Genomic DNA, 25,197 nt, shown 5'->3' on the forward strand with positions numbered 1-25,197 from the left:
CAGCAAAACCCTGTTGACAATCGAACAAAATGAGAACAAAGTTGGAACATAACGAGTAAGGAGAGACCAATGACTGATTTCATCCGTGACGTTGCCGCTTTCGCCTCCATCGCTGTCTTCGTAGCCAGCTTTTCGGTGATCCTCACCGCCCTGTGAAGGGCACGCCGGCGCAGAAACCTGTATGGACGCCGCAAAGCGGTGGACTTTGAGCGCCGGAAATCGGAAAATCGCCCCCTCGATTCAGAATGACAGGATGATGATATGGGCGATGCGATTGTGCGTGGAGAGACCTCTGGCGAAACGCTGAAAACTCCCGGTTTCGTCCATTTACGGGTTCATTCCGCCTATTCCCTGCTTGAGGGGGCCTTGCCCCTCAAGAAAATCATGTCCAAGGCCGTCGCCGACGGTCAGCCGGCCATTGCCATTACCGATACCAACAACCTCTTTGTCGCGCTGGAATTTTCCGAAAAGGCGCGCGATGAAGGTTTGCAGCCGATCATCGGCTGCCAGCTGTCGATCGACATGCAGGATGCGGCGGAGGATCGCCGCAACCACAACAGCCATCTTCAAAAACTTCCCGCCATCGTTCTTCTGGCCGCCAATGCCGAAGGTTACGAGCGGCTGGTGGATCTCGTCAGCCGCGCCTATCTGGAAGGCGAGGGCAGCGGCCATTCCGTGCATATTACCCGTTCATGGCTGGAGGAAGCCTCCAATGCCGGCCTGATCGCGCTGACAGGCGCTTCCGGCGGTCCGGTAGATATGGCCTTGAAGGAGGGCCACACCGCCCAGGCGAAGGAACGGCTGCTGACGCTGAAGTCACTCTTCGGTGACAGGCTTTATATCGAATTGCAGCGCCAGTCCGGTTATGACCGTTCCCATGAGCGGCGCATGATCGGCCTTGCTTATGACCATGATATTCCGCTGGTTGCCACCAACGAGGCGTTTTTCCCTTCCAAGGCCGATTACGAGGCGCATGATGCGCTGATGGCGGTGGCGCATAACGCCATCGTCTCCGATGACAGCCGGTTCCGGCTCACGCCCGATCATTACCTCAAAAGTCGACAGGAAATGACGGCGCTGTTTGCCGATCTTCCCGAGGCGCTGGAAAACACCGTCGAGATCGCGCTGCGCTGCTCCTATGTGCTGAAGAAGCGCGGGCCGATCCTGCCGCGTTTCACCGGCGCCAGCGACGATCCGGAAGCAGCCGAGCGCGCCGAAACGGAGGAACTGCGCCGCCAGGCGGTGGAGGGGCTGGACCAGCGGCTCGCCGCGCTCGGTATGGCGCCCGGTTATACGGAGCAGGAGTATCGCGACAGGCTGGATTTCGAACTCGGCGTCATCTCGCGCATGAAATTCCCCGGTTACTTCCTGATCGTTGCCGACTTCATCAAATGGGCCAAGCAGCACGATATTCCTGTCGGGCCGGGCCGCGGTTCGGGTGCGGGCTCGCTTGTCGCTTATGCGCTCACGATTACCGATGTCGATCCTCTGCGCTTCTCGCTGCTGTTCGAGCGCTTCCTCAATCCCGAACGCGTTTCGATGCCCGACTTCGATATCGACTTCTGCCAGGATCGTCGCGAAGAGGTGATCCGTTACGTGCAGGCCAAATATGGCCGCGAGCAGGTGGCGCAGATCATCACCTTCGGTTCGCTGCAGGCGCGCGCCGCCTTGCGCGACGTCGGCCGCGTGCTGGAAATGCCCTATGGGCAGGTGGATAAGATCTGCAAGCTGGTGCCCAACAACCCGGCCAACCCGACACCGCTGTCAAAAGCGATTGAGGAAGAACCGCGCCTGCAGGAAGAGGCGGACAAGGAGCCGGTGGTCGCTCGCCTCCTGGATATCGCCCAGAAGATCGAGGGGCTTTACCGCCACGCCTCCACCCACGCCGCCGGTATCGTCATCGGTGACCGCCCGCTGTCGAAGCTGGTGCCGATGTATCGCGATCCGCGCTCGGATATGCCGGTCACCCAGTTCAACATGAAATGGGTGGAAAGCGCCGGCCTCGTCAAATTCGACTTCCTCGGCCTGAAGACGCTGACGGTGCTGAAGGTGGCCGTCGATTTCGTTGCCAAGCGCGGCATCAAGGTCGATCTGGCGGCGATTCCGCTCGATGACGCCAAAACCTACGAGATGCTCTCGCGCGGCGAAACCATCGGCGTGTTCCAGGTGGAAAGTGCCGGCATGCGCAAGGCGCTGATCGGCATGCGACCGGACTGCATCGAGGATATCATCGCGCTGGTGGCGCTTTATCGCCCCGGCCCGATGGAAAACATTCCGGTCTATAATGCCCGCAAACATGGCGAGGAGGAGCTGGAATCGATCCATCCGACCATCGACCATCTGCTCAAGGAAACGCAGGGCGTTATCGTCTATCAGGAACAGGTGATGCAGATCGCTCAGGTCCTGTCCGGTTATTCGCTCGGCGAAGCCGATCTTCTGCGCCGCGCCATGGGCAAGAAGATCAAGGAGGAGATGGACAAGCAGCGCGAGCGTTTCGTCGACGGCGCCATCGAGAACGGCGTGTCGAAGCCGCAGGCCAACACCATCTTCGATCTTCTGGCGAAATTTGCCAATTACGGCTTCAACAAGAGCCACGCCGCCGCCTACGCCATCGTGTCCTACCAGACCGCCTATATGAAGGCGCATTTTCCGGTGGAGTTCCTGGCGGCCTCCATGACGCTCGATATGGCGAACACGGAAAAGCTCAACGATTTCCGCCAGGATGCCGGCCGCCTTGGCATCGAGGTCGTCGCACCTTCGGTGCAGACTTCGTTCCGGCAATTCGAGACGGGCGAGAACCGCATCTATTATTCGCTGGCCGCCATCAAGGGCGTGGGCGAGGGCGCGGTGGAGCACATCGTTCAGGTACGCGACGGCAAGCCGTTCACGAGCCTTGAGGATTTCTGCCTGCGCATCGATCCCAAGCAGATCAACCGGCGTGTGCTGGAAAGCCTGATCAATGCCGGCGCCTTCGATTGTTTCGGCCGCGACCGCGCCGAACTGATCGGCGGGCTGGACCGCATCATCGGTTATGCACAGATGGCGCAGAACAACCGCACCATTGGACAATCGGACATGTTCGGCTCCGGTGGTGGAAGCGGCCCGGAAAAGCTCATCCTTCCCGCTTTCCAGCCGTGGCTTGCCTCCGAAAAGCTGCTGCGCGAATATCAGGTGCTCGGTTTTTACCTCACCGCCCATCCGCTCGATACCTATCGCCCCGTGCTGGAAAAGCTGCGGGTGCAGAATTTCGCCGATTTTTCAGCCGCCGTGAAACAGGGCGCGACTGCCGGGCGTCTGGCCGGCACGGTGACCGGCAAGCAGGAGCGCAAGACCCGCACCGGCAACAAGATGGGCATCGTCACCTTCTCGGACGCGTCGGGCCAATATGAGGCGGTGCTGTTTTCCGAAGGGCTCGGCCAGTTCCGCGATCTGCTCGAGGTCGGCAAATCGCTGGTCATCACCGTGCAGGCGGAAGAGCGCCCGGAAGGCATCGGCCTGCGTATCCAGACGGCACAGTCGCTGGAAGAAAAATCCGTGCAGATGCAGAAGGCGTTGCGTGTTTATGTGCGCGATTCCGGCCCGCTGAAAACGGTGGCCCGCCACCTCAATACGAAAGGCGATGGCTCGGTCTATTTCATCGTCATCAAGGATGAGGGCAGCCGCGAGATCGAGGTGGAACTGACGGAGAAATACCGCATCTCGCCGGAAATCGCCGCTGCGCTGCGGTCCGCACCCGGTGTCGTCGATGTGGAACTGGTGTGAGGCTTGAGGCCTCACCCGTCGCTCATACCGGCCCTTCTTTGGTCACGGTGATGAAGTCCGTTCCGGTGCCTGTCTCCAGCTGGTGACTGATATCGGAAACGGTAATCGAGCTGCCGCTTGAAAGCTCCTGCTCGATCCGGCTGCGTATTTCCGTCGGAATTTCGAGGCGGCCTAGTACGGCGCTCAATTGATCGAAGCCGCCCGGCGCTTCGGTAACGGAGATGCCGAGCCGCTTGCGGGCAGCCGCCGGCAGATGGTTTTCCAGCGTCACGCCGTTCCATTCGGCGGTTCCGGCGACCCGATCCACGGACACGGCTTCGAAGAAATGGGTTCCGAGCGCGACTTCCGGGTCCTTGATGTCGATGGCTGCTTCGAACAGCGGCTTGAAATCCCGCCGCACCATGATTTGGCCGGTCGGTGGGTGGTCTTCACCGGCGGAGGCATAAAGCGCCGTCACGAAGGCGTCGGTCAAAAGCGGGCCGGTGGTTTTCAGCCCCTTCCAGCGCTTGAAACCATTGATGGCGCTGATTGTCATCTCCCCGGCATAACCATCGGCTGAACCGGCATCGAAGCCGAGGAGGGTCAGCACGGTCTGAATATCCATCACCTTTTCCCGCTCGCCACGCCGGGTGATGAGAATGCGCAGGGGCGAGGGCTCCCTGGTCTTTGCCGGCGGCTTGAGGGCCTGGGTCTTTTCATTGACGGCAACCTCGACCGTCCCCAAGGCCGCATCGAAGGTCGCCGGGCGCAATTCCACATCCGAAAGAAGCAGCTTGCCGTCATCGGCATCGTCGCGCGGCTGAAACAGCGCCGGATGCTGCACAAAGCGCAGCGAGACCGGCCGGTCGGTGATGATGACATGCACGCCGGTCTTGGTGTCTCCAAAGAGAGACTTGGCGAATTTGGACGGCAGGCGCACGCAGCCATGCGAGGCTGGATAGTTCGGCACCTTGCCTTCGTGCAGCGCGATGCCGGACCATGTCAGCCGCTGCATGAAGGGCATGGGCGCGGCCGAGTAGATATTCGACTCGTGGTATTTCCGCTTTTCCAGAATCGAGAAGATGCCGCTCGGTGTCTCATGTCCGGCCTTGCCGGTGGAAACTTTCGAGGTGGCGACGATTTCACCGTTCTCATAAAGCGAGAGCGACTGGTCGCTTTGCGATACCAGTATTTGCAGGGACCTGCTGTCAGCGGCAAGCGCCGGAAAGGCAAGAATGCTGGCCGACAGCATGCCAGCCATAAGACGGAGGCGGAGGGACATGACGCAATACACCACATGTACAAAACTTGCCTCACTCAATCATGCGAAGTTTAATGAAGTTTAAGGGCGGGGCGACCGCAACATCACTAATTTGTGTAAAATCTAAAATATATCCGGTGCGAGGCGGCTAGGACAGGATTGCGCGACCTGTCGCACAATCCCGCAACTGTTATTTGCGCGTTCCGAACGTATAGCCCGTCTCGACGCTGCCCTTGCCGAACTTGTCGCGCAGCTTGTCCATCGCCGCTTCCGCCGCCGCCCGGCGCCCCGCCTGTTTGTCGACGAGATCGGGCGGATCGGCGAGGCCCGCATCGCGCAGATCGCTGACGCCGATGCCGATGAGGCGGAATTTGGTGCCGTCCGTTTCCTTTTCCAGCAGCGAGAGGCCGGTGCGGAAAATTCGGTCGGCAAGCTGGGTGGGGTCGTCCAGCCTGCGGTTGCGGGTGCGGCTCTTGAAGTCCGCCGTCTTCATCTTCAGCACCACCGTCTGGCCGGCAATGCCGCTCTTCTTCAGTCGCCAGGCAACCTTTTCGGAAAGCGAGCGCAGGATCGGCACCAGATCCTCATGGCGGGAAATATCGTTGAAGAAGGTGGTTTCGGAAGAGACGCTTTTGACGGGGTCGTTATTGTGCACATGCCGCTCGTCAATGCCGCGCGAGAGCCGGAAGAGGCGTTGTCCCATCACGCCATAACGGCGCATCAGCTCGCTTTCCTCCATCTCCTGCAGCTGCGCGATCATGCGGATACCGTCCGCCTCCAGCGTCGCCGCAAAGGCCTTGCCCACGCCCCAGATGGTGGTAACCGGTCGTGTCGCCAGAAAGGACAGCGCCTCCGTTTCGCCGATCACTGAAAAGCCGCGCGGCTTTTGCAGGTCGGACGCGACCTTGGCGAGAAATTTGCAATAGGAAAGCCCGGCTGAAACGGTCACGCCCACTTCCTTTTCCACGCGCCGGGCGAATTTCGCCAGCACACGGGCCGGTGGATCGTGATGCAGCTTCTCGGTGCCGGAAAGATCGAGAAACGCCTCGTCTATGGAAAGCGGCTGCACCAGCGGCGTCAATTCCTGCATCATCGCCCGGATTTCACGCCCGACACGGCTATATTTTTCCATATCCGGCTTGATGACGATTGCGTCAGGACAGGCTTCCAGCGCCTTGAACATGGGCATGGCGGAACGCACGCCGTGAATGCGGGCGATATAGCAGGCGGTGGAAACCACCCCGCGCTTGCCGCCGCCAACGATCACAGGCTTGTCGGCAAGCTCGGGATTGTCCCGTTTTTCAACGGAAGCATAAAAAGCGTCGCAGTCGATATGGGCGATGCTCAGATCGTAGAGTTCGGCATGATAAACAAGGCGCGGGCTGCCACAGGCGCGGCAACGCCTCAGCCCCTCTGGCTGGCCGGCCAGACAGTCGCGGCAAAAACCGGGATCATAGGGTTGCGACGTGAACATGGGCCGAAAACAAAACCAGAACGTTGCCGACCATACTCCGGCCGTGACAACGGCTCAAGGGGGCGACCCGTCAATACACGCCTGAATCCAGCCCCGGCCCGGAAAAGTGATGCCATGCGGCCGCCACTGTTTCGGGTGAAGTATCGGTCGCGGCGCAAAACGCCATCAGGTCCGGTTCATGGCTCATCAGAAAATCGGTGAGGCCGGCAAGAAAGCCGGGATCGTTGACGGCCTGGCGCAGCATATTGGCCTGCAACCCGCTCAGCGCCAGAAAACGCGCCAGCATTTCCGGTTCGTTTGCCAGCCAGCCAAGTATGGCGGCTGCCGTTTCTTGCGGATCCTGGCCGGCATTGCCTTTGTTTTTCGTATCGCGCAGCATTTCTTCCCCGAAGTTACCTATTTTGAAACCAAATCCCTCTAGCCTTGCGCAACAAATGGACGATGGAATCGGTTCTCTGGCAACTTATATGTCTGGATGAAGGTTTCAAAGCGAAACGGGGACTGCTCACCATGCCCAAGCAGGTCATGATAGTCGAAGACAACGAGCTGAACATGAAGCTCTTTCGCGACCTGATCGAGGCGTCCGGTTATACGACGATTCAGACGCGCAACGGCATGGAGGCGCTCGATCTCGCCCGCAAGCACCGCCCGGACCTCATCCTCATGGATATCCAGCTGCCGGAAGTCTCGGGGCTGGAGGTGACGAAGTGGCTGAAGGAAGATGACGAGCTGCATGTCATTCCGGTCATCGCGGTCACGGCTTTCGCCATGAAGGGCGACGAGGAACGCATTCGCCAGGGCGGATGCGAGGCCTATGTGTCGAAGCCGATTTCCGTTCCGAAGTTCATCGAAGTCATCAAGACTTATCTGGGCGATGCGTGAGGCGACTGGGGAACGGTTATGACGGCGAGAGTTCTGGTTGTTGACGATATTCCGGCCAATGTGAAGCTTCTGGAAGCCCGTCTTCTGGCGGAATATTTCGATGTCGTCACCGCCGAGGATGGTTTCAAGGCGCTGGCGATCTGTGACGAGGAGCAGGTCGATATCATCCTGCTCGATATCATGATGCCGGGCATGGACGGCTTCGAGGTCTGCGAAAGGCTGAAGGCCAATCCGAATACCGCACATATTCCGGTGGTTATGGTCACGGCACTCGATCAGCCGTCAGACCGCGTGCGCGGCCTCAAGGCCGGCGCCGACGATTTTCTCACCAAGCCGGTCAATGACCTTCAACTCATCGCCCGTGTCAAAAGCCTCGTGCGCCTCAAGGCCGTCAGCGACGAATTGCGGCTGCGCGCCGAAACCGCACGGCAGATCGGCATCGAGGAGATGCTGCGCAGCGATGGCCTGATGCAGACGCCCGGCCGCGTGCTGGTTGCGGATGGCCGCGCCAGCTCGCAGGAACGTATCGTGCGGGCGCTGAAGCCCGTTGCCGAGGTCGATGCCGTCACCGAGCCGCAGGCGGCGCTGCTCAAGGCCGCGGGCAATCCGTTCGAACTCGTCATCGTCAACTCTAATTTCGAGAATTACGATCCGCTGCGGCTGTGCTCGCAGCTTCGCTCGCTGGAACGCACCCGTTTCCTGCCGCTGCTTCTGGTGGCGGAACAGGGGGCGGACGATATGGTGGCGCGGGCGCTCGATCTCGGTGTGAATGATTACATTCTCCGCCCGATCGATCCGAACGAACTCGTCGCCCGGTCGCTGACGCAGATCAGGCGCAAGCGCTACAACGAACATCTGCGGCTCAATCTCCAGCATACGATGGAACTCGCCATTGTCGACGGGCTGACCGGCCTCAACAATCGCCGTTATCTCGACAACCACCTCAAGATACTCTTCGACCGTGCTGCCGTTCGCGGCCGTCCGATCTCAATCTGCATGACGGATATAGACCGCTTCAAGCTGGTCAACGATACCTATGGCCACGATGTCGGCGATGAGGTGCTGCGGGAATTTGCAGCACGCATCCGCAGCACGGTGCGCGGCGCGGATCTCGCCTGCCGTTATGGCGGGGAGGAGTTCGTCGTCGTCATGCCCGATACGCCGATGGAGCTTGCGGCAAGCGTCGCCGAGCGCCTGCGGGCGATAGTCGAGGACAAGCCTTTTTATGTTCGTTCCATCGACCGGGAATTGAGCATCACCGCCTCCCTCGGCATCGCCACCAGCAGCAGCGCCTTCGGCGCGCCGGACGAAATCCTGAAGCAGGCGGACAAGGCGCTCTACGAGGCGAAACACGCCGGCCGCAACCGCGTCGTTGCTGCCGCTGCCTGAGCGTCAGCGGCGGATTGCATAAGAATATTGCGCAATCTCTCCGTCATATCCCGGCGAAATAGTTGTTCGGGAATACGGGGCGGCCGTCGCAAGACTGCAAGGCATTGACCTTGGACGTATTTTATCGCTTTGCAATGAAAAGATGCAGATTGGCGATATAAATAGAGTTCAAGTTGAAAAATACGTTGAATTCAATCTCTCCGGCAACTATAGTGTGCCAGCTTTGTATACTTAACCATGTTTCCCAGGTGATGTATCTCTGGCTTAAGAATTTGTTGATTTTTATTTTACTTCTGCGCACACTCCCTATTGAGAGTAACAGTTCTTCCGGCGGTTTATCCGTCTTGTGATGATGAATGATAGCGGCTTTAGCCGTCGCGATTTCGCTCGTCAGGGGCTGGTATTGCGTAGTTTGAATGCCCCATGATGCTCAGGTCCGCCGCATCTCCTGAATCGTGGGGTCGGTCGGCTGACGATGTCCGAATCGGTTCCTCGTGCCGTAATCGCATCGTTGGCCGACCGCCTTCTTCCCGAAAAATGCCTATTCGTGGTGCGCGTGTCGCAGCGTAGCGGCTTGTGCGGTCGTCTTCGTTCACGTCATGTGCGAGGTTGTGATACGGGGCAGGGGCGGATGCGTAGCCCTTGGGATACTTTTTCCGAGCATCTGAATGATTGCGGCTGCGGATGGGGCGTCAGGCCATATCGTCGGACTTACCCATAGCTACTCGCGCGCTTTGCCGGTGACGGCGGCGATTTCCGGGGGCAGCGGGGAGGCGGGGCCTTATTGGCCGCCTGCAAAGCCTCTGGGCGCGACAAGGCTGGTGGCAGCCTCTTCCTTCGGCACAAACAAAAAACGCGCCCGTTGGGCGCGCTTTTGTCGGAGACCGATCAAGAAATTACTTGATCTTGGTTTCCTTGAATTCAACGTGCTTGCGTACAACCGGGTCATACTTCGTCTTCGTCATCTTGTCCGTGAACGTACGGCTGTTCTTGGTGGTGACGTAAAAGGTACCGGTGTCGGCTGTCGACAGCAGCTTGATCTTGATTGTTGTAGCTTTCGCCATGGTCGTCCTGCCTTTAAACAAAAGAGAAGCCGCAGGCGCTTCTCACCTCGGCTAAATCTGGCGCGAAACTACGTATCGCGCCTGAAAAGTCAAGCCTGTTTTGCCCGGAAAACAAAACGGACGATATAAAGCACCACGTAAAGCCCGAAAAATACCGCCAGCGACCAGGCAAAGCCATCGGTTCCGGCAAGGTCCATTGAAATGCCCACGGCCTGCGGCCCCGCAATCGTGCCCATGGCGTAACAGAAGATGAAGGCGGCATTGGCGGCGACCAGATCGGCGCCCTTCAGGCGCGATCCGAGATGGGTGAGGCCGACAGTATACATGCCCGAGACCAGCCCGCCCCAGAACAGCAGCAGGGCCGCCACCAGAAGCCAGCTTTCCACCAGGAAAGGCAGCGCCAGCGTGCCGCAGACGCCGGCAAAGGCCATCAGCCCCAGCATCGTCCGCCGGTCCTTCATCCGGTCCGAAAGCAGGCCGATCGGTATCTGGAAGACCATATTGCCGATGCCCATCACGGTGAGGAGAAGTGCCGCCTGCGATCCGTTGAAGCCTTCCCGCGTCGCATAGATCGGAAACAGCGAAAGGCCGCCGGCCTGCACCGAACCGAAGACGAAGGCCGCCGCGGACGCCATGGGCACCAGCCAGACATAACGGACGAAATGGTGGTTGGGCCGTTCGTCCAGCTCCGGGCTTTCGCCGCGCGCCATGAAGATCGGGATCGCTGCGAGCAGGATGATCGCCGCACCGACCAGAAACGGCAATATGCCTTCGCTGCCGACCACGGAAAACAGCAGCGGACCGACCGCGAAGCCGACCGCAAGGCCGGTGGCGTAGATGCCGAGAACCATGCCGCGCTTCCTGGGCGGCGCGGTCATGTTGATCCAGTATTCGGAGAGAATGAAAAGCGTGGTGGTGGCGCCGTGGAAAACGATTCGCAGCGGAAACCACATCCAGAAGGCCTCGGCGAAATAAAAACCGAGCGCGCTCAGCGCCGAAACGACGACTGCGAACAGCATGGTTCGCGCCACGCCGAAATCATGGGCGATCTTGGTGGTCACGGGGGCCGCCATCATCGCCGCGACGCCGGCCATGGCCGAATTCACCCCGATCATGGTGGAAGAGATGCCGCGCTTCTCAAGGATGATCGACAGGAGCGGAAGGCCAAGGCCGATGGCGACACCGACCGCACTGATGGCGGAAATGGCGGCGATCAGTGAGGGCCAGTGAATGGCGTCCGCTTCTTCGCATTTCATTTGTGACATGACGGCCTTTATACAAAGTCTCGAATGAACCGGCCGTGGCGCGTGACATAGAGCCGCGCGGGGCTTTCAAAGGGCAATGAGGGATCACCTATCATGAGTTTTGTGACATCTTCGAGAACCGTGCGCGTGATTTTCGGCATGTTCAGACCGGAAAGGTCTGTCATGTCAAGCCATTGCACATTGTGCAACTCCTCGGAATCACGGGTTAGCCGGGTATCCAGCCGCAATTCGTCGGCATAACAGCAGAAGAATCGCGTGTCGTAGCGCCGCACATTGCCGGGTGGGGTGATGGCGCGCGCCACATATCGGAAGCGGGAAAGATCGGGACCCCTGGTGCTCAAGCCGAGATCCACCCCGGTTTCCTCGAAAAGCTGCGCGCGGCGGCGAGCGCCAGTGCCCTTGCGCCGGCAGCGCTGAGCCGCCGCGCTGCGGAGGCGGTGAGGCTGTGGAGGACGGCGGGATGCAGATCGCCCGAAAAGGGCAGCGCATGGTCGCGCGGATCGCGTTTGCCGCCGGGAAACACATAAGCGCCCGGCATGAAGACATGGGCGCTGCTGCGCTGTCCCATCAGCACCCTGAGCTGCGAGCCGGAACGGTCGAACAGAATGATGGAGGCGGCGTCGCGCGGCCGCATGGGCGCGCTCGCCGTTTCGGCACGCCGGGGAAGCTGAGGCATGTGCAAAGTCCCGCCCGCCGTCAGTGAGACGAGCCGTCGATCTGCGCTTTTTGCTGTTTTCGGTCGAAGCCGTGCATCTTCAGCGCCCATTGCAGGCCGATGACACCGCCCTTGATGGGTTGCAGCGTCAAAAGTGCGGCGAGAATGGTGATCGGCACCCAGATGGCGAAATGCACCCACATGGGAACGGAAAACACCATATCGGTCATCATGAAACCGCCGACGGCGATATGGCCGATGATGACGATGGAAATATAGGGCGGCAGGTCATCGGACCGGTGGTGGTGCATTTCTTCGCCGCAGGCGGCACAGGCGTCCACCGGCTTCAGAAAGGCCCGGAACAGGCGTCCGCTGCCGCACGCGGGACAGCGATTGGCCATTCCCCGCATAATCGAGCGGCCAAGCGGCCGTTCCGCGCTATCGTCTCCGAAGGTGACTGTTTCCGAGCCCTGATGTGCACTCATCCTTAAGTCCTTCTCCCGTTTTTCAACCGCCTGACGCGGCCTTGTTATCGTCGCCTTCTGGGCGGCCGCGTTCCGGGCTTTGCGGCAGGACGCGATGTCCGCCGGCCTGCCTTGTGGAACGAGCGCGTGCCGACCGGCATCTTGCGCCCCGGGCTCAGCATATCGAAACGAAGCGCGCCTGCCAAAGGCACCGCTTCCGCAAGCCGCACCTGAACCGTGTCGCCAAGCTGGTATCCGAGGCCCGTCTTTTCTCCTGTCAGGGCCTGATGGGCCTCATCGTAAAGGAAATAGTCGGTTCCGAGTGTAGATATAGGAACAAAGCCGTCAGCGCCAAATTGCGGAAGCGCGACAAAAAGTCCCGCCTTGGTGACACCGGAGACGCGGCCCTCGAATTCTTCGCCCACCCGCTCGGAGAGATGATGCGCGATCAGCCGGTTGATGGTGTCGCGTTCGGCAGCCATGGCGCGGCGCTCGAAGGTCGAGATTTCGGCGGCGATATCGTCCAGCGTCGCCTCTTCCTGCGGCGTGATGCCGCCCTCGCCGAGGCCAAGCGACCCCACCAGCGCGCGATGCACGATGAGGTCGGCATAACGGCGGATCGGCGAGGTGAAATGCGCATATTTCATCAGGTTGAGGCCAAAATGGCCGATATTCTCCGGGCTGTAGATTGCCTGGCTCTGGCTGCGCAGCACCATCTCGTTGACCATGATCTGGTGCGGTGTATCGAGTGCGCGGGCCAGAATGCCGTTGAAGGAATTGGCGCGCATCGCCGCGCCCTTGGCCATTGAAATGCCGATGGTGCCGAGGAATTCGCGCAGCACCTCCTGCTTGGAGAGCGTGGGCGCATCGTGGACGCGATAGACCAGCGGCTGCTTCTTCTTCTCCAGCGTTTCTGCAGCGGCGACATTCGCCTGGATCATCATTTCCTCGATCAGCTTATGCGCGTCGAGGCGCTCGGGAATGACGACCTTGTCCACCGTACCGTCGGGCCTGAGCTGAATCTTGCGCTCCGGCATGTCGAGTTCCAGCGGCTGGCGGCGGTCGCGGCCGCGCTTCATCACCGCATAGGCGTGCCATAGCGGCTTAAGGATCGGTTCCAGCAGCGGGCCGGTCTTGTCGTCCGGCCGTCCATCGATGGCGGCCTGTGCCTGTTGATAGGAGAGCTTGGCAGCGCTCTTCATCATGATGCGGTGGAAGGTGTGGCCGGCCTTGCGGCCTTCCTTCGAAAAGATCATCCGCACCGCAAGGGCAGGGCGGTCGACGCCTTCCTTCAGCGAGCAGAGATCGTTGGAAATGCGCTCCGGCAGCATCGGCACGACGCGGTCGGGGAAATAGACGGAGTTGCCGCGCTTCAGCGCTTCGCGGTCCAGCGGCGAACCGGAACGCACATACCAGGAGACATCGGCAATGGCGACGGTGACGATGACACCGTCAGGATTGTCGGGCGACGTGTCGGGCTCGGCATAGACCGCGTCGTCATGGTCCTTGGCGTCGGCCGGATCGATGGTGATGAGTGGCAGGTCGCGCCAGTCCTCGCGGTGCGACATGCTGGCCGCCTTGGCGGCATCCGCCTCGGCCAGAACGTTCGAGGGGAAGATGTGCGGAATGCCGTGGGAATGGATCGCGATCATCGAGATCGCCTTTTCCGAGGCCACCGAGCCGATGACCGATAGCACCTTGGCGCGCGCCAGCCCGTAACGGCCGCTATTGCGCGAGGTTTCCACCTCGATCAGGTCGCCGTCTTTCGCATCGCCGACGCCATCGGGGTCGATGACCATTTCTTCGCCGCGCCGGTCGATCGGCATCAGGCGTCCACCGCCGCCTGCCGTCTCCTTGAACACGCCGAGCAGCGCGTTCTGGCGGCGGTCGATCAGCTTGACGACGCGGGCCGTATAGGCCGGGCCGGAGCTTTCCTTGGAGGGGAAGATTTTCGCCAGAATGCGGTCGCCGAGACCAGCGGCCGGTGCCTTCTTGCCGCGATCCTGCGATGACTGGCGGATGAGCACGGCCGGCGCCGCACCCATATCCTCCGGCCATTCGGCCGGGCGACCGATCAATTCGCCGTCCTTGTCGCGGGTGGTGATATCGAGAACCGTGACCGGCGGCAGGCCGCCCGGCCGCGTCAGCGACTTGCGGCTCTTCTGCACCATGCCGTCGGTTTCAAGCTCTTTCAGCAGCGCTTTGAGAACGACGCGGTTTTCACCCTTCAGCCCGAAAGCCTTGGCGATTTCCCGCTTGGAAGCCTGTTGCGGATGGTCGGCGATGAATTTCAGCAGCACCTCGCGGGAAGGCACCTCGCCATGGATGATGCCTTCACCTTCACTGACCCGCTTGCCGCGCCCGGTGCGTCCGAAACCGTCGCTGGCTGAACCCTGTCTCTGACGCGGCGCTTTGCTCACTCTGCTGCCTTCTTGGGTTTGGCCGCTGCCTTCGGCTTGGCGGCCGTCTTGCTCTTCGTTGCCGCCTTGGCCTTGGTCGCCTTCGGCTTTGCTGCGGCGTCACCATCGGCCTTCTTGGCAGCCGTCTTCCTGCCCTTGGCAGGCTTGCCGCCGGTGCCGGTCTTGGCGATGCGCTCGGCGATCAGCACCAGCGCCTCGTCCAGCGTCACCGAAGCCGGGTCCTGACCCTTCGGAATGGTGGCATTGACCTTGCCCCAGTTGACGTAAGCGCCATAACGCCCGTCGCGAACGGTGATCGAGCCGCCATCTGGATGGTCGCCCAGTTCCTTCAGCGCAGCCGGCGTGCCGCTGCGGCCGCGGCCCGGTCCCTTGCTCTGCTTTTCGGCAATCACGGTCACGGCGCGGTTGAGGCCGATGGAGAACACGTCCTCGATGCTTTCGAGATTCGCATAGGAACCGTCATGCAGCAGGAACGGCCCATAGCGGCCGAGGCCAGCGGAAATCATCTTGCCGGTTTCCGGGTGCTTGCCGATATCGCGCGGCAGGTTGATAAGCGCTAAGGCCTTTTCGTGGTCGATATCCTCAGGCTTCCAGCCCTTGGGCAGCGAGGAGCGCTTGGCCTCCTTGCCGTCGCCACGCTGGATATAGGGCCCGAAACGGCCGGAGCGTAGCGTCAGCTCCTCGCCGGTCATAGGATCGGCGCCCAGCGCCTTCGGCTCGTTCGAAGCCGCAGCTTCGGCTTCCGAACCGTCCGAGGTCAGCTGGCGTGTGTAGTTGCATTCCGGATAGTTGGAGCAACCGACGAAAGCGCCGTATTTGCCAAGCTTCAGCGAAAGATTGCCGGTGCCGCAAACCTGACAGATACGCGGATCGGAACCGTCCTCGCGCTTGGGGAAGACCAGCGGCGCCAGAACCTCGTTCAGCGCATCCAGAACGTTGGTGACACGCAGTTCCTTGGTGTCTTCGATCTGGGCGAAGAAATCCTTCCAGAAATCGCGCAGAACCTGCTTCCAGTCCAGTTCGCCGGCGGAAATCCGGTCGAGCTTTTCTTCAAGCGCGGCGGTGAAGTCGTATTCGACGTACTTGGTAAAGAAGCTTTCGAGGAAAGCCGTCACCAGCCGGCCGCGCGAATGCGGCACCAGCTTGCGCTTGTCGACGACGATATATTCACGGTCGCTCAGCGTCTTAAGCGTTGCCGCATAGGTGGAAGGACGGCCGATGCCGAGTTCTTCCATCTTCTTGATCAGCGAAGCTTCCGAATAACGCGGCGGCGGTTCGGTGAAGTGTTGGCTGGCGTTGATCTTCTGCTTGGCGAGGTTCTCGCGCTCGTTGATCGGCGGCAGACGACCTTCGTCGTCACCGTCATCGCTCTGTTCGCCATCTTCCTTCTGGTCGGTATAGGCGGCGATGAAACCGTCGAAGCGGATGACAGAGCCGACGGCGCGCAGGCCAGCCTTTTCGCCGCCATTGCTGGCGAGGATTTCCACCGTGGTCCGCTCGATTTCCGCCGAGGCCATCTGGCTCGCTATGCCGCGCTTCCAGATCAGGTCATAAAGACGCAGCTGATCGGGATCGAGGTAACGCTTCACCTGATCCGGCGTGCGATTGAAATCGGTCGGGCGGATCGCCTCGTGCGCCTCCTGGGCGTTTTTGGCTTTGGTGGAATAGAAACGCGCCTTTTCCGGCACATAACGGCCGCCGAACTGCTCGCCAATGGCGCGGCGGGCGGCATCGATCGCTTCCGGGGCCATCTGCACGCCATCGGTACGCATATAGGTGATCAAACCGACGGTCTCGCCGCCGATGTCGATGCCTTCGTAAAGCTTCTGCGCCACCTGCATGGTGCGCGAGGCGGAAAAGCCCATGCGCGAGGAGGCCGCCTGCTGCAGCGTCGAAGTGGTGAAGGGCGGGCCGGGATTGCGCTTGACGGGTTTCGCCTCGACGCTTTCGACCACATAGGTCGCGCCTTCCAGCAGCGCCTTCAGCCGGTTCGCATCGTCTCCGGTCTTGATCGAGCGGCTTTGCAGGCGCTTGCCATCGGCCGAAACCAGCTTGGCTTCGAACTCGTCACCGCGCGGTGTCTTCAGAAGCGCGCTGATGTTCCAGTATTCTTCCGAGACGAAACGCTCGATCTCGGATTCGCGGTCGCAGACGAGGCGCAGTGCAACCGACTGAACGCGGCCGGCGGAACGCGCGCCGGGCAGCTTGCGCCACAGCACCGGCGACAGGTTGAAGCCGACGAGATAATCCAGCGCGCGGCGGGCGAGATAGGCGTCGACCAGCGGCACGTCGATGTCGCGCGGGTTCGCCATGGCGTCCAGCACGGCCTTTTTGGTGATGGCGTTGAAGACCACGCGTTTTACCGGCTTGTCGCCGAGGACGCGCTTCTTCTTCAAAAGATCGAGAACGTGCCAGGAAATGGCCTCGCCTTCGCGATCCGGGTCGGTTGCGAGAATGAGGCCGTCGGAGGATTTTACCGCATCGGCAATATCCTTCATGCGCTTGGCGGATGCGCTGTCGACCTCCCAGGACATTTCGAAATCCTGGTCGGGCAGCACCGATCCGTCCTTGGCAGGAAGGTCTCTGACGTGGCCAAAGGATGCAAGAACCTTGTAGCCCGAGCCAAGATACTTGTTGATCGTCTTGGCTTTGGCAGGAGATTCTACAACGACGACATTCATATTGTTTTTCTCTGGAACTGGTCCGTTAACGTGGCCGGGTCACGGCGCAATGCCGCAATTCGCCTTCTTTATATTTCGACATGGACAGGTAATGCGCGCGGGTCAAGAGGCAAGGCCGATTTTATCGCTTCAAGGTGATTGCAACCTATGGATAATCTATTGTTGTATTGCAATCTTTGGTAAATTGGTTATGATGGGCAACATCATTTGAATCGACTTATTGCTCTTCGTTTCAGGCAAATTTTGCAGGATAGATATATGGTCCCCAACGCAACAAACAATAATGCCGATAATGAAGGGACCAGAGAGAACTTGGCTTACATTCGCCAGATGCTGGCGGAGCTGCGGCAGGTCGCAAGCCGTGAGGGGGCCGACATGCTGTGTTATCTGATCGAGATGGCCTATGTCGAAGTCGGCGATATCCAGAGCGGACGGCGCAAGCTGTCAATCCGCGATGAAGAGCGACACACGCCCCCCGGCATGCCGGTTTAGACGTCCGGCAATATCAAGCTCCAGCAGCACCAGGTGAACGGTTGCAGCGGAAAAACCTGTGTGACGGATGATATCGTCCGTTTCCACGGGCGAGGGACCGAGAGCGGCTGCGATGATGCTGCGCTCGTCGTCCCCCGGTGGTGACATCTCGGTGTCGGATCTCGGTTCCTCGATCTTGCGGCCATAAGGCAATTGCGGTTCCATCAGCGGCCGCAGCGCCTCCAGAATATCGGCCGCGCCCGTGGTCAGCATCGCGCCTTCCTTGATCAGCCGGTTGGTGCCCTCGCAGCGCGCATCCAGCGGGGAGCCGGGCACGGCGAAAACCAGCCGGCCCGCTTCCCCGGCAAGCCGTGCCGTAATCAGCGAACCGGAGCGCTCCGCCGCCTCGACGATGACGACACCGAGGGAGACACCGGCGATCAATCGGTTGCGGCGGGGAAAATCGCGGGCGCGCGGTTCCCAACCGAAGGGCATTTCGCTGATCGTCGCGCCGCCCTGATCGTATATCTCCTGCAAGAGCCCGAAGTTTTCCTGCGGGTAGGGGCGGTCGAGACCGCCGGCCAGCATGGCAACCGTGCCGGTTGCAAGGCTTGCCCGGTGTGCGGCCGCATCGATGCCGCGCGCCAGCCCCGAAGCGATGCTATAGCCGGCGCGGCCGCAATCACGCGCCAGCATGGCGGCGAATTTCGCGCCGTTGATGGAGGCGTTGCGCGAGCCGACGATGCCGACGCTCGGTCTTGTCGCGGTTGCTGCCGATCCTTTCATGGCGATCAGCGGCGGCGCGCCATCCAGCTGCCGCAGGGCAGGCGGGTAATCCGGCTCACCGATGCCGACGAAACGTGCGCCGAATTTCTCCGCGGTCTCGATCTCGCCTTCCGCCTCCGCCTGCGTGGCGATGCGTGGGCTGCGCGACGAGCCGCCGCGCCTTGAAAGCTCGGGCAGGGCATCGAGCGCCTTTTCGGCGCTGCCGAAATGATTGATGAGTTCGCGGAAGGTGACGGGACCGATATTGTCGCTGCGGATGAGCCTCAGCCACGCGACCCGCTGCCGCGCGGAAAGCTCAATGCCCTGCCGTGTCGTTTCCTCATGCGGCATGGCATATCCTTAAATGGGTCTCAGCCCTTTTGCCCGATCCTGCTTTCAGTGCCCGCCAGCAGGCGCGCGATGTTCTCGCGGTGCTTCCACCATGAAATCGCACTCAGCAGCGTCACCAGCAGCGCTGTCTTTTCAGGTCCGAGCACCCAGAGGGCCACGGGAATGACCAGCATGGCCAAAAGCGCCGAGAGCGACGAGTAGCGGGTAATGAACGCGGTCGCGAGCCAGATGAGCGCAAAGGCCAGCATCATCAGCGGTGCGGCCCCCAGGAGCACGCCGATATAGGTCGCCACACCCTTGCCGCCCTTGAAGCCGAGCCAAACCGGAAACAGGTGCCCGAGAAAGGCGAAGAAACCGGCGACCAGCGACGCTTCGTAACCCCAGAGCGCATTGGCGACCAGCACCGCCGCCGTGCCCTTAAGCGCGTCGAGCAGCAGGGTTGCGGCGGCGAGCTTCTTGTTGCCGGTACGCAGCACGTTGGTCGCGCCGATATTGCCGGAGCCGATCTTGCGCACGTCGCCCAGCCCCGCCATGCGGGTGAGAATGAGGCCGAAGGGAATGGAACCGAACAGATAGCCGATCAGCGCCGAAAGCGCGAGAAGGGCAGGCGCCGTCTGCCAGTCAGTCAAAGCACTCATTCAAACGTCCCCTCTGTCGCGCTGGCCGCGTGATCTCTGCTGGTGATCTTATGCCAAGGAATGAACGGCTTTGCCAGCCACATAAGTGGCAACCGCGCGGCCGCTGAAACGGGCATCCTCGAACGGGGTGTTCTTGGATTTGGAGACCAGCTGCTCCTTTGCCACGAGCCATGGCTCGTCGAGGTCGATCAGCGTGATATCGGCCTTCGCGCCCGCCTTCAGCGTTCCCGCATCGAGTCCGAAAATCTTGGCCGGGCGGGTGGAGAGCGCATCGATCAGCCGCATCAGCGGAACTTCGCCGCTATGGTGCAGGCGCAGCGCCGCCGCCAGCAGGGTTTCGAGCCCGACCGCGCCGCTCGCCGCATCCGAAAACGGCAGCCGTTTGGTGTCGACATCCTGCGGGTCGTGTGAGGAGACAATAATGTCGATGGTGCCGTCCTTCAGCGCCTCCACCATCGCCTTGCGGTCGTCTTCGGCGCGCAACGGCGGCGAAAGCTTGAAGAAGGTGCGGTATTCGCCGATATCGTTCTCGTTGAGCGTCAGATGGTTGATCGAGATGCCGCAGGTGGCCTTTACGCCCCGCTGCCGCGCAACGCGGATCGCTTCTGCCGATTCGGGCACGGAAATCTTGGCGGCGTGGTAGATCGCCTGTGTCAGCCCGGCAATGCGCAGGTCGCGCTCCAGCGGAATGATCTCGGCTTCCTTCGGAACGCCCGACAGCCCGAGCCAGCTCGCGAAAAGCCCCTCATTCATGTCACCGCCGCCGATATATTTGTCGCGCGTCTCGAGCGCAATCACCGCGCCCAGTTCGCGTGCATAGGTCATGGCGCGGCGCAGCACCAGCGTATCGGAAAGCGCCTTGCGGCCATTGGTGAAGGCCACCGCGCCGGCTTCCTTCAACATGCCGAATTCGGTCATTTCCTCGCCGTTCAGACCCTTGGTGAGTGCTGCTGCGGGATGCACATTGACGAGCGCTTTGTCGCGCGCCGTCTTTTTCACATATTCGACCAGTGCGATGTCATCGATGACGGGATCGGTATCGGGCATGACGATGATGCTGGTGACGCCGCCGGCCGCTGCCGTGCGCGAGGCGGATTCGATGGTTTCGCGGTGCTCTGCGCCGGGTTCGCCAACGAAAACACGGGCGTCCACCAGACCGGGAACCGCCAGCAGACCCTTGCAGTCGCGAACGGTCGCCCCTTCGGGAGCGCCCTGATTATGCGCGTCCTTGCCGGCCGCGAGAATGGTGCCGTCGGCGCCGATGATCACGCTGCCGGTCTCGTCAAGATCACGGGAAGGATCGACGATGCGGAGATTGTTGAGAACGGTAACGGCACTCATACGCGCTCACCCTGATTTTGCGAGACAAGCAGGGTTTCCATGACCGCCATGCGCACGGCAACCCCCATTTCCACCTGACTTTCGATCACGCTCTGCGGACCATCTGCCACATCGGAGGCGATTTCCACGCCGCGGTTCATCGGGCCGGGATGCATGACCAGCGCATCTTCCTTCGCCGCCTTCAGCTTTTCTGCATCGAGGCCGTAATAATGGAAATATTCGCGCACCGAAGGCACGAAGGAGCCGGACATGCGCTCGCGCTGCAGGCGCAGCATCATCACCACATCGGCATTCTTCAGCCCTTCCTTCATGTCGTGGAAGACTTCCACACTCATGTCGCGGATACCGGAGGGCAGCAGCGTGGCGGGGGCCACGACGCGAACGCGCGCACCCATCTGGTTGAGCAGGATGATGTTGGAGCGGGCAACGCGCGAATGCAGCACGTCGCCGCAGATCGCCACCGTGATGCCGGACAGTTCGCCCTTGGCGCGGCGGATGGTCAGCGCGTCGAGCAGCGCCTGCGTCGGGTGCTCATGCTGGCCGTCGCCGGCATTGACGACGGAGCAGGCGACCTTTTGCGCGAGCAGCGCGGCCGCACCGGCGGAGGAGTGGCGAACCACCAGCACATCCGGGCGCATGGCGTTCAGCGTCATCGCCGTATCGATCAGCGTCTCGCCCTTCTTCACCGAGGAATTGCCGACCGACATGTTCATCACGTCTGCGCCGAGACGCTTTCCGGCAAGCTCGAAGGAGGACTGCGTGCGCGTCGAGGCTTCGAAGAACAGGTTGATCTGCGTCAGGCCCCGAAGCGTCGAGGTCTTTTTCTCGCGCTGGCGGCTGATTTTCACCGCCTCGTCGGCTTTGTCGAGAAGCAGGGTAATATCCTGATGGGAAAGCCCCTTGATGCCGAGGAGATGGCGATGGGGGAAGAAGACCATGCGGTTTGCCTCCTGACGGGCGCCGCATTTTCCCGTGAAAATGCCCGGAACGCCCGAATGCTGATCCGTGCGCTCCCATTCGCTGTGAACACGCCTCAGGAGTGCGGCGGAATTCGGTCCTGCGCTCTATAGAGACTGCATGGTCGCGGGGCAAGCGCCCGCAACTCCTGAAATGAAAACATGGCGATGTTTCCCCAACCCTCAAGGGCAAACGGCCTGACGATGGAAGGCGCAGGCATCAGACGATGCCATGCTCCTTCAAAAGCGCCTGTTCGTCGCCTGACGCCCAGCCGAAAACTTTCGGCGCTCCGTCCAGCCTCTGGACGAAGTAATGAACATCGAAATCGATTGCGGCATCCGGTTGCCGTTTGCGGGCAAAGGTCGCCGTCCAGGCAACATGGGCAAGGCAATGATGTTCATCGATGGGCGAGATACGGATGTCGCGTATCCGCATCTCCTTCGTTCCGATCGTCCGGTAGCGCTCGTAACCCTTCATCATGACCTGCTTCAAGTGGTCATCGTTCTTTCCGGTCATCACCCCGGCGGGGGAGGCGGCGATGAAGTCTGAGGCGTAGAGGGAGGCGACCTCCTCCATATCCATGTCACCCTTGAGGGACCTGTTGAAAAATCGTTCATATCGCTCGAAGAGCTTTCTTACGCTGGCCTCCATGGTCTCCTCCCTGTGCAGCCGTTCAGCAAAGTCGCCAACCGAAAAAGCCTGCCGCAGGTTCCACATCAGGCTGCAGATTATGGAGAATGCGTTTATCCGCATGCCTGCCGGTCGTTGCCGCAACTTCTGCGCGGCTTTTTTGGGGACTGTCGTTGACCTTGCCGGAAACGTGTTTGGCATTCGCCGGGCCGGATACCTAAATCGGGATCACTCCCGAAAAATGCTGAAAGCGGCGGCTTAATCGTCTCAATCGCTTCCTGCGGGTGGAATTATGCAATATCACCCCACTATGCAACGCCAGTACAAAACAGCTAGAAGCAGCGGATGACCCAGAATTCCCGGACAGAAGAAACGCTCGCCGAACTGAACCAGCCAAGCCTCTGGTCCGGTATCAACGCCTATCGTTCCGATCCGCTGATCGTTGATCTCACCTCCGGCCTGTCGCGCAATCTGAGGGACGAGTTCGACCAGCTCGGCCGTTACGTCACGTCGCATGAGGCGCAGGAACTGGCGCGCATGGCCAATCAGGGCGTGCCGCAGCTGCATACCCACGGCCCGCGCGGCGAGCGTCTGGATCAGGTGGAGTTCCATCCGGCCTGGCATGCGCTGATGCGCCGTTCCATGTCGTCAGGCCTGCATTCCAGCGTCTGGGAAAATTCTCCCGATACGCGCGGCAATGAGCACAAGGCCCGCGCCACGAAATTCTACCTGACCTCGCAACTCGAGGCCGGGCATCTTTGCCCGCTGACCATGACCAGCGCCTCCGTCGCGGCCATTATGGCTTCGCCGCGTGTGCAGAAGGAATGGGCGCCGAAGATTCTCTCGCGCAAATATGATTCCTCGCAGAAACCGGCCCTGCAGAAAACCGCCGTCACCATTGGCATGGGCATGACGGAAAAGCAGGGCGGCACGGATGTGCGCGCCAACCGCACGACGGCCGAGCGGGTGGGAGAGGGCATCTATCGCCTGTCCGGTCACAAGTGGTTCCTGTCCGCGCCGATGAGCGACGGTTTCGTCATGCTCGCCCAGATGGGCGACGGCATGGGCTGCTTCCTCGTGCCGCGTTATCTGGAAGACGGTTCGAAGAACGGCCTGCACTTCCAGCGCCTGAAGGACAAGCTCGGCAATCGCTCCAACGCATCCGCCGAAGTCGAATTCACCGATGCCTTCGGTTATCTGCTGGGCGATCCCGGCAGCGGCATCCGTACAATCCTCGACATGGTGACGCTGACGCGGCTCGATTGCGCGCTTGCCTCCGCCGGCATGATGCGCGCCTCGCTTGCCGAAGCCGTACATTATGCCCGCGGCCGTTCTGTTTTCGGCAAGATGCTGGTCACACAGCCGATCATGACGCGCGTTCTTGCCGACATGGCGCTGGATGTGGCGGCGGCCACCGCGCTCTCCTTCCGGCTGGCGACCGCATTCGACGCCGCCCGCAACAATCCGGCCGAGGCCGCCTATGCGCGGGTGATGACGCCCATCGTCAAATACTGGTGCTGCAAAATTGCGCCGGCGCTTATCTATGAGGCCATGGAGTGCCTTGGCGGCAACGGTTACGTGGAAGAGCGACCGATTGCCCGCCACTATCGCGAAGCGCCCGTCAACGCCATCTGGGAAGGCTCCGGCAACGTCATGGCGCTGGATGTGCTGCGGGTTCTCCAGCGCGGCAAGGACCTGTTCGATCTCGTTTTCCAGACACTGGAGCGCGATCTCGGGGCAGCCGGCAAAAAGACCACCGACGTGCTGCGCGCCGCAATCGCCCTTGCCGAACGTGACGAGGGAGCGGCCCGCCTGCTGGTCGAGCAGTTCGCGCTTGCGGCCGCTGCCGCCGAGCTTTGCCGCCTCGGTGCCGGCAAGATCGCCGATGCCTTCCTCGAGACCCGTCTCGCAGGCGGCTGGCGGCATACTTACGGCATGCTCGATTCCCGCTTCGATCCGAATTATATAATCGATCTTCTTTATCCGCCTGCATCTTGACCGATGCTTGCGGATGAAGGTTTTGCAGTCCCGGCGGGAGGGGTCTCGGATTTGAAAAACAGCAATGGCGTAAAGCGTGTTCTGATCTGTCGTGACACTTTCGCGCATCGATGCGCGGCAAGGGAAGGCGGCTGCCAATGCTGACCTTCCGTTCCGCCCGCGCCGAGGATGAAGACGCGCTCTACGCCATAAGCCTCGCCACCGGCGATGCCGGGCAGGACGCCACCGCCCTTTACAATGATGGCCGCATGGTCGGGCATATCTACTCCGTGCCTTATCTGCATCTCTGGCCCGATGCCGTTTTCGTGGCGGAGGATGAAGAAGGTGTGTGCGGTTATATCGTCGGCGCACTCGATACGGCGGTGCACGAAGAACGGCTGGAGCGGGAATGGTGGCCGCATCTGCGCAGCCTTTACCCCGATCCCGGCGGCGACCAGCAGACATGGGACGCCGACCAGCGCCGCGCCCAGTTCATCCACCATCCACGCCGCACGCCCACCTGGCTTACCGACCCGTTTCCGGCCCATATCCACATGAACCTACTGCCGCGCACGCAGGGCAAGGGCGGCGGCACCCGGCTTCTGTCGCGCTGGCTCGATATGGCGAGACAGAACAACGTCTACGGCATCCATCTCGGCGCCAGCGAACGCAACCATGCGGGCATGCGCTTCTGGGAAACGCGTGGCTTCAAACGCCTCGAGAGTCACGAAACGCCCGGCAGCGTCTGGTTCGGCATGGCGTTGGAGTAAT

19 protein-coding genes and 1 pseudogene are annotated in these 25,197 nt (G+C 61.0%); 6 read left to right on the top strand and 14 right to left on the bottom strand.

Annotation, left to right across the window (positions count from 1 at the left end):
- The first annotated feature begins 261 nt into the window (after positions 1–261).
- Positions 262–3,762 carry a DNA polymerase III subunit alpha gene (gene dnaE, locus O3W47_RS22295; protein WP_269314613.1) on the top strand — a complete coding sequence of 1,167 codons (3,501 nt, stop codon included), beginning with the start codon at positions 262–264 and terminating at the stop codon, positions 3,760–3,762.
- Positions 3,763–3,784: 22 nt separating this feature from the next.
- Here the strand turns inward: dnaE and O3W47_RS22300 are convergent, their stop codons facing one another.
- The 3 genes from O3W47_RS22300 to O3W47_RS22310 form a co-directional block, all read right to left on the bottom strand.
- Positions 3,785–5,023: a L,D-transpeptidase family protein gene (locus O3W47_RS22300; RefSeq protein WP_269314614.1), complete on the bottom strand. Its 1,239-nt coding sequence runs from the start codon at positions 5,021–5,023 to the stop codon at positions 3,785–3,787.
- Between the two features lie 169 nt (positions 5,024–5,192).
- A complete protein-coding gene (locus O3W47_RS22305; RefSeq protein WP_127756132.1) occupies positions 5,193–6,476 on the bottom strand; it encodes a DNA polymerase IV in 1,284 nt (427 codons plus the stop codon).
- A gap of 70 nt (positions 6,477–6,546) precedes the next feature.
- Positions 6,547–6,855, bottom strand: a complete 309-nt coding sequence (locus tag O3W47_RS22310; protein ID WP_003521499.1) for a DUF3572 domain-containing protein — start codon at positions 6,853–6,855, stop codon at positions 6,547–6,549.
- A 131-nt stretch (positions 6,856–6,986) separates the two neighbouring features.
- On the opposite strand from O3W47_RS22310, the gene O3W47_RS22315 reads away from it, so the two are divergent.
- A complete protein-coding gene (locus O3W47_RS22315) occupies positions 6,987–7,358 on the top strand; it encodes a response regulator (RefSeq protein ID WP_003521498.1) in 372 nt (123 codons plus the stop codon).
- Positions 7,359–7,376: 18 nt separating this feature from the next.
- Positions 7,377–8,747 carry a PleD family two-component system response regulator gene (locus O3W47_RS22320; protein WP_269314615.1) on the top strand — a complete coding sequence of 457 codons (1,371 nt, stop codon included), beginning with the start codon at positions 7,377–7,379 and terminating at the stop codon, positions 8,745–8,747.
- Between the two features lie 896 nt (positions 8,748–9,643).
- Here the strand turns inward: O3W47_RS22320 and rpmG are convergent.
- The 6 genes and pseudogenes from rpmG to topA all read right to left on the bottom strand — a co-directional run bounded on the left by rpmG (position 9,644) and on the right by topA (position 17,296).
- Positions 9,644–9,811: a 50S ribosomal protein L33 gene (gene rpmG / locus O3W47_RS22325; protein ID WP_003496403.1), complete on the bottom strand. Its 168-nt coding sequence runs from the start codon at positions 9,809–9,811 to the stop codon at positions 9,644–9,646.
- Positions 9,812–9,900: 89 nt separating this feature from the next.
- Entirely contained in the window at positions 9,901–11,067 is a 1,167-nt protein-coding gene (locus O3W47_RS22330; RefSeq protein WP_269314876.1) for an MFS transporter, read from the bottom strand.
- Between the two features lie 17 nt (positions 11,068–11,084).
- Positions 11,085–11,710, bottom strand: a pseudogene (locus tag O3W47_RS22335) (NUDIX hydrolase).
- Between the two features lie 62 nt (positions 11,711–11,772).
- Positions 11,773–12,216, bottom strand: coding sequence for a DUF983 domain-containing protein (locus tag O3W47_RS22340; protein WP_059752697.1), 444 nt, complete (start codon positions 12,214–12,216; stop codon positions 11,773–11,775).
- A 44-nt stretch (positions 12,217–12,260) separates the two neighbouring features.
- A complete protein-coding gene (gene rnr / locus O3W47_RS22345; RefSeq protein ID WP_269314616.1) occupies positions 12,261–14,615 on the bottom strand; it encodes a ribonuclease R in 2,355 nt (784 codons plus the stop codon).
- Entirely contained in the window at positions 14,612–17,296 is a 2,685-nt protein-coding gene (gene topA / locus O3W47_RS22350; RefSeq protein WP_137003385.1) for a type I DNA topoisomerase, read from the bottom strand. The genes rnr and topA overlap by 4 nt, the downstream gene beginning before the upstream one ends.
- A gap of 258 nt (positions 17,297–17,554) precedes the next feature.
- Here topA and O3W47_RS22355 point away from each other — a divergent pair, with 258 nt between their 5' ends.
- Positions 17,555–17,788 (top strand): hypothetical protein, encoded by a 234-nt coding sequence (locus O3W47_RS22355; protein WP_003521491.1) that lies wholly within the window; start codon positions 17,555–17,557, stop codon positions 17,786–17,788.
- Here the strand turns inward: O3W47_RS22355 and dprA are convergent.
- The 5 genes from dprA to O3W47_RS22380 all read right to left on the bottom strand — a co-directional run bounded on the left by dprA (position 17,741) and on the right by O3W47_RS22380 (position 22,470).
- Positions 17,741–18,883, bottom strand: a complete 1,143-nt coding sequence (gene dprA / locus O3W47_RS22360) for a DNA-processing protein DprA (protein ID WP_137452041.1) — start codon at positions 18,881–18,883, stop codon at positions 17,741–17,743. The two genes, O3W47_RS22355 and dprA, sit on opposite strands and share 48 nt — an antisense overlap.
- A 20-nt stretch (positions 18,884–18,903) precedes the next feature.
- Complete coding sequence (gene plsY, locus O3W47_RS22365) at positions 18,904–19,521, bottom strand: glycerol-3-phosphate 1-O-acyltransferase PlsY (protein WP_020808929.1); 618 nt, start codon at positions 19,519–19,521, stop codon at positions 18,904–18,906.
- 48 nt (positions 19,522–19,569) lie between these two features.
- Complete coding sequence (locus O3W47_RS22370; protein WP_137452040.1) at positions 19,570–20,862, bottom strand: dihydroorotase; 1,293 nt, start codon at positions 20,860–20,862, stop codon at positions 19,570–19,572.
- Complete coding sequence (locus tag O3W47_RS22375; RefSeq protein WP_003521487.1) at positions 20,859–21,800, bottom strand: aspartate carbamoyltransferase catalytic subunit; 942 nt, start codon at positions 21,798–21,800, stop codon at positions 20,859–20,861. Before O3W47_RS22375 ends, O3W47_RS22370 begins: the two co-directional genes overlap by 4 nt.
- A 238-nt stretch (positions 21,801–22,038) precedes the next feature.
- Positions 22,039–22,470, bottom strand: coding sequence for a DUF6841 family protein (locus O3W47_RS22380; RefSeq protein WP_080818742.1), 432 nt, complete (start codon positions 22,468–22,470; stop codon positions 22,039–22,041).
- A 324-nt stretch (positions 22,471–22,794) separates the two neighbouring features.
- Here O3W47_RS22380 and O3W47_RS22385 point away from each other — a divergent pair, with 324 nt between their 5' ends.
- Together O3W47_RS22385 and O3W47_RS22390 are read left to right on the top strand one after the other, a co-directional pair.
- Complete coding sequence (locus tag O3W47_RS22385; RefSeq protein ID WP_020808932.1) at positions 22,795–24,447, top strand: acyl-CoA dehydrogenase family protein; 1,653 nt, start codon at positions 22,795–22,797, stop codon at positions 24,445–24,447.
- A gap of 137 nt (positions 24,448–24,584) precedes the next feature.
- Positions 24,585–25,196 (top strand): GNAT family N-acetyltransferase, encoded by a 612-nt coding sequence (locus O3W47_RS22390; protein ID WP_080817156.1) that lies wholly within the window; start codon positions 24,585–24,587, stop codon positions 25,194–25,196.
- Position 25,197: the final 1 nt, after the last annotated feature.

Origin of the sequence: Agrobacterium sp. LMR679, from assembly GCF_027157905.1 — a bacterium.
In the GTDB taxonomy this organism is placed as follows: Bacteria; Pseudomonadota; Alphaproteobacteria; order Rhizobiales; family Rhizobiaceae; genus Agrobacterium; species Agrobacterium leguminum.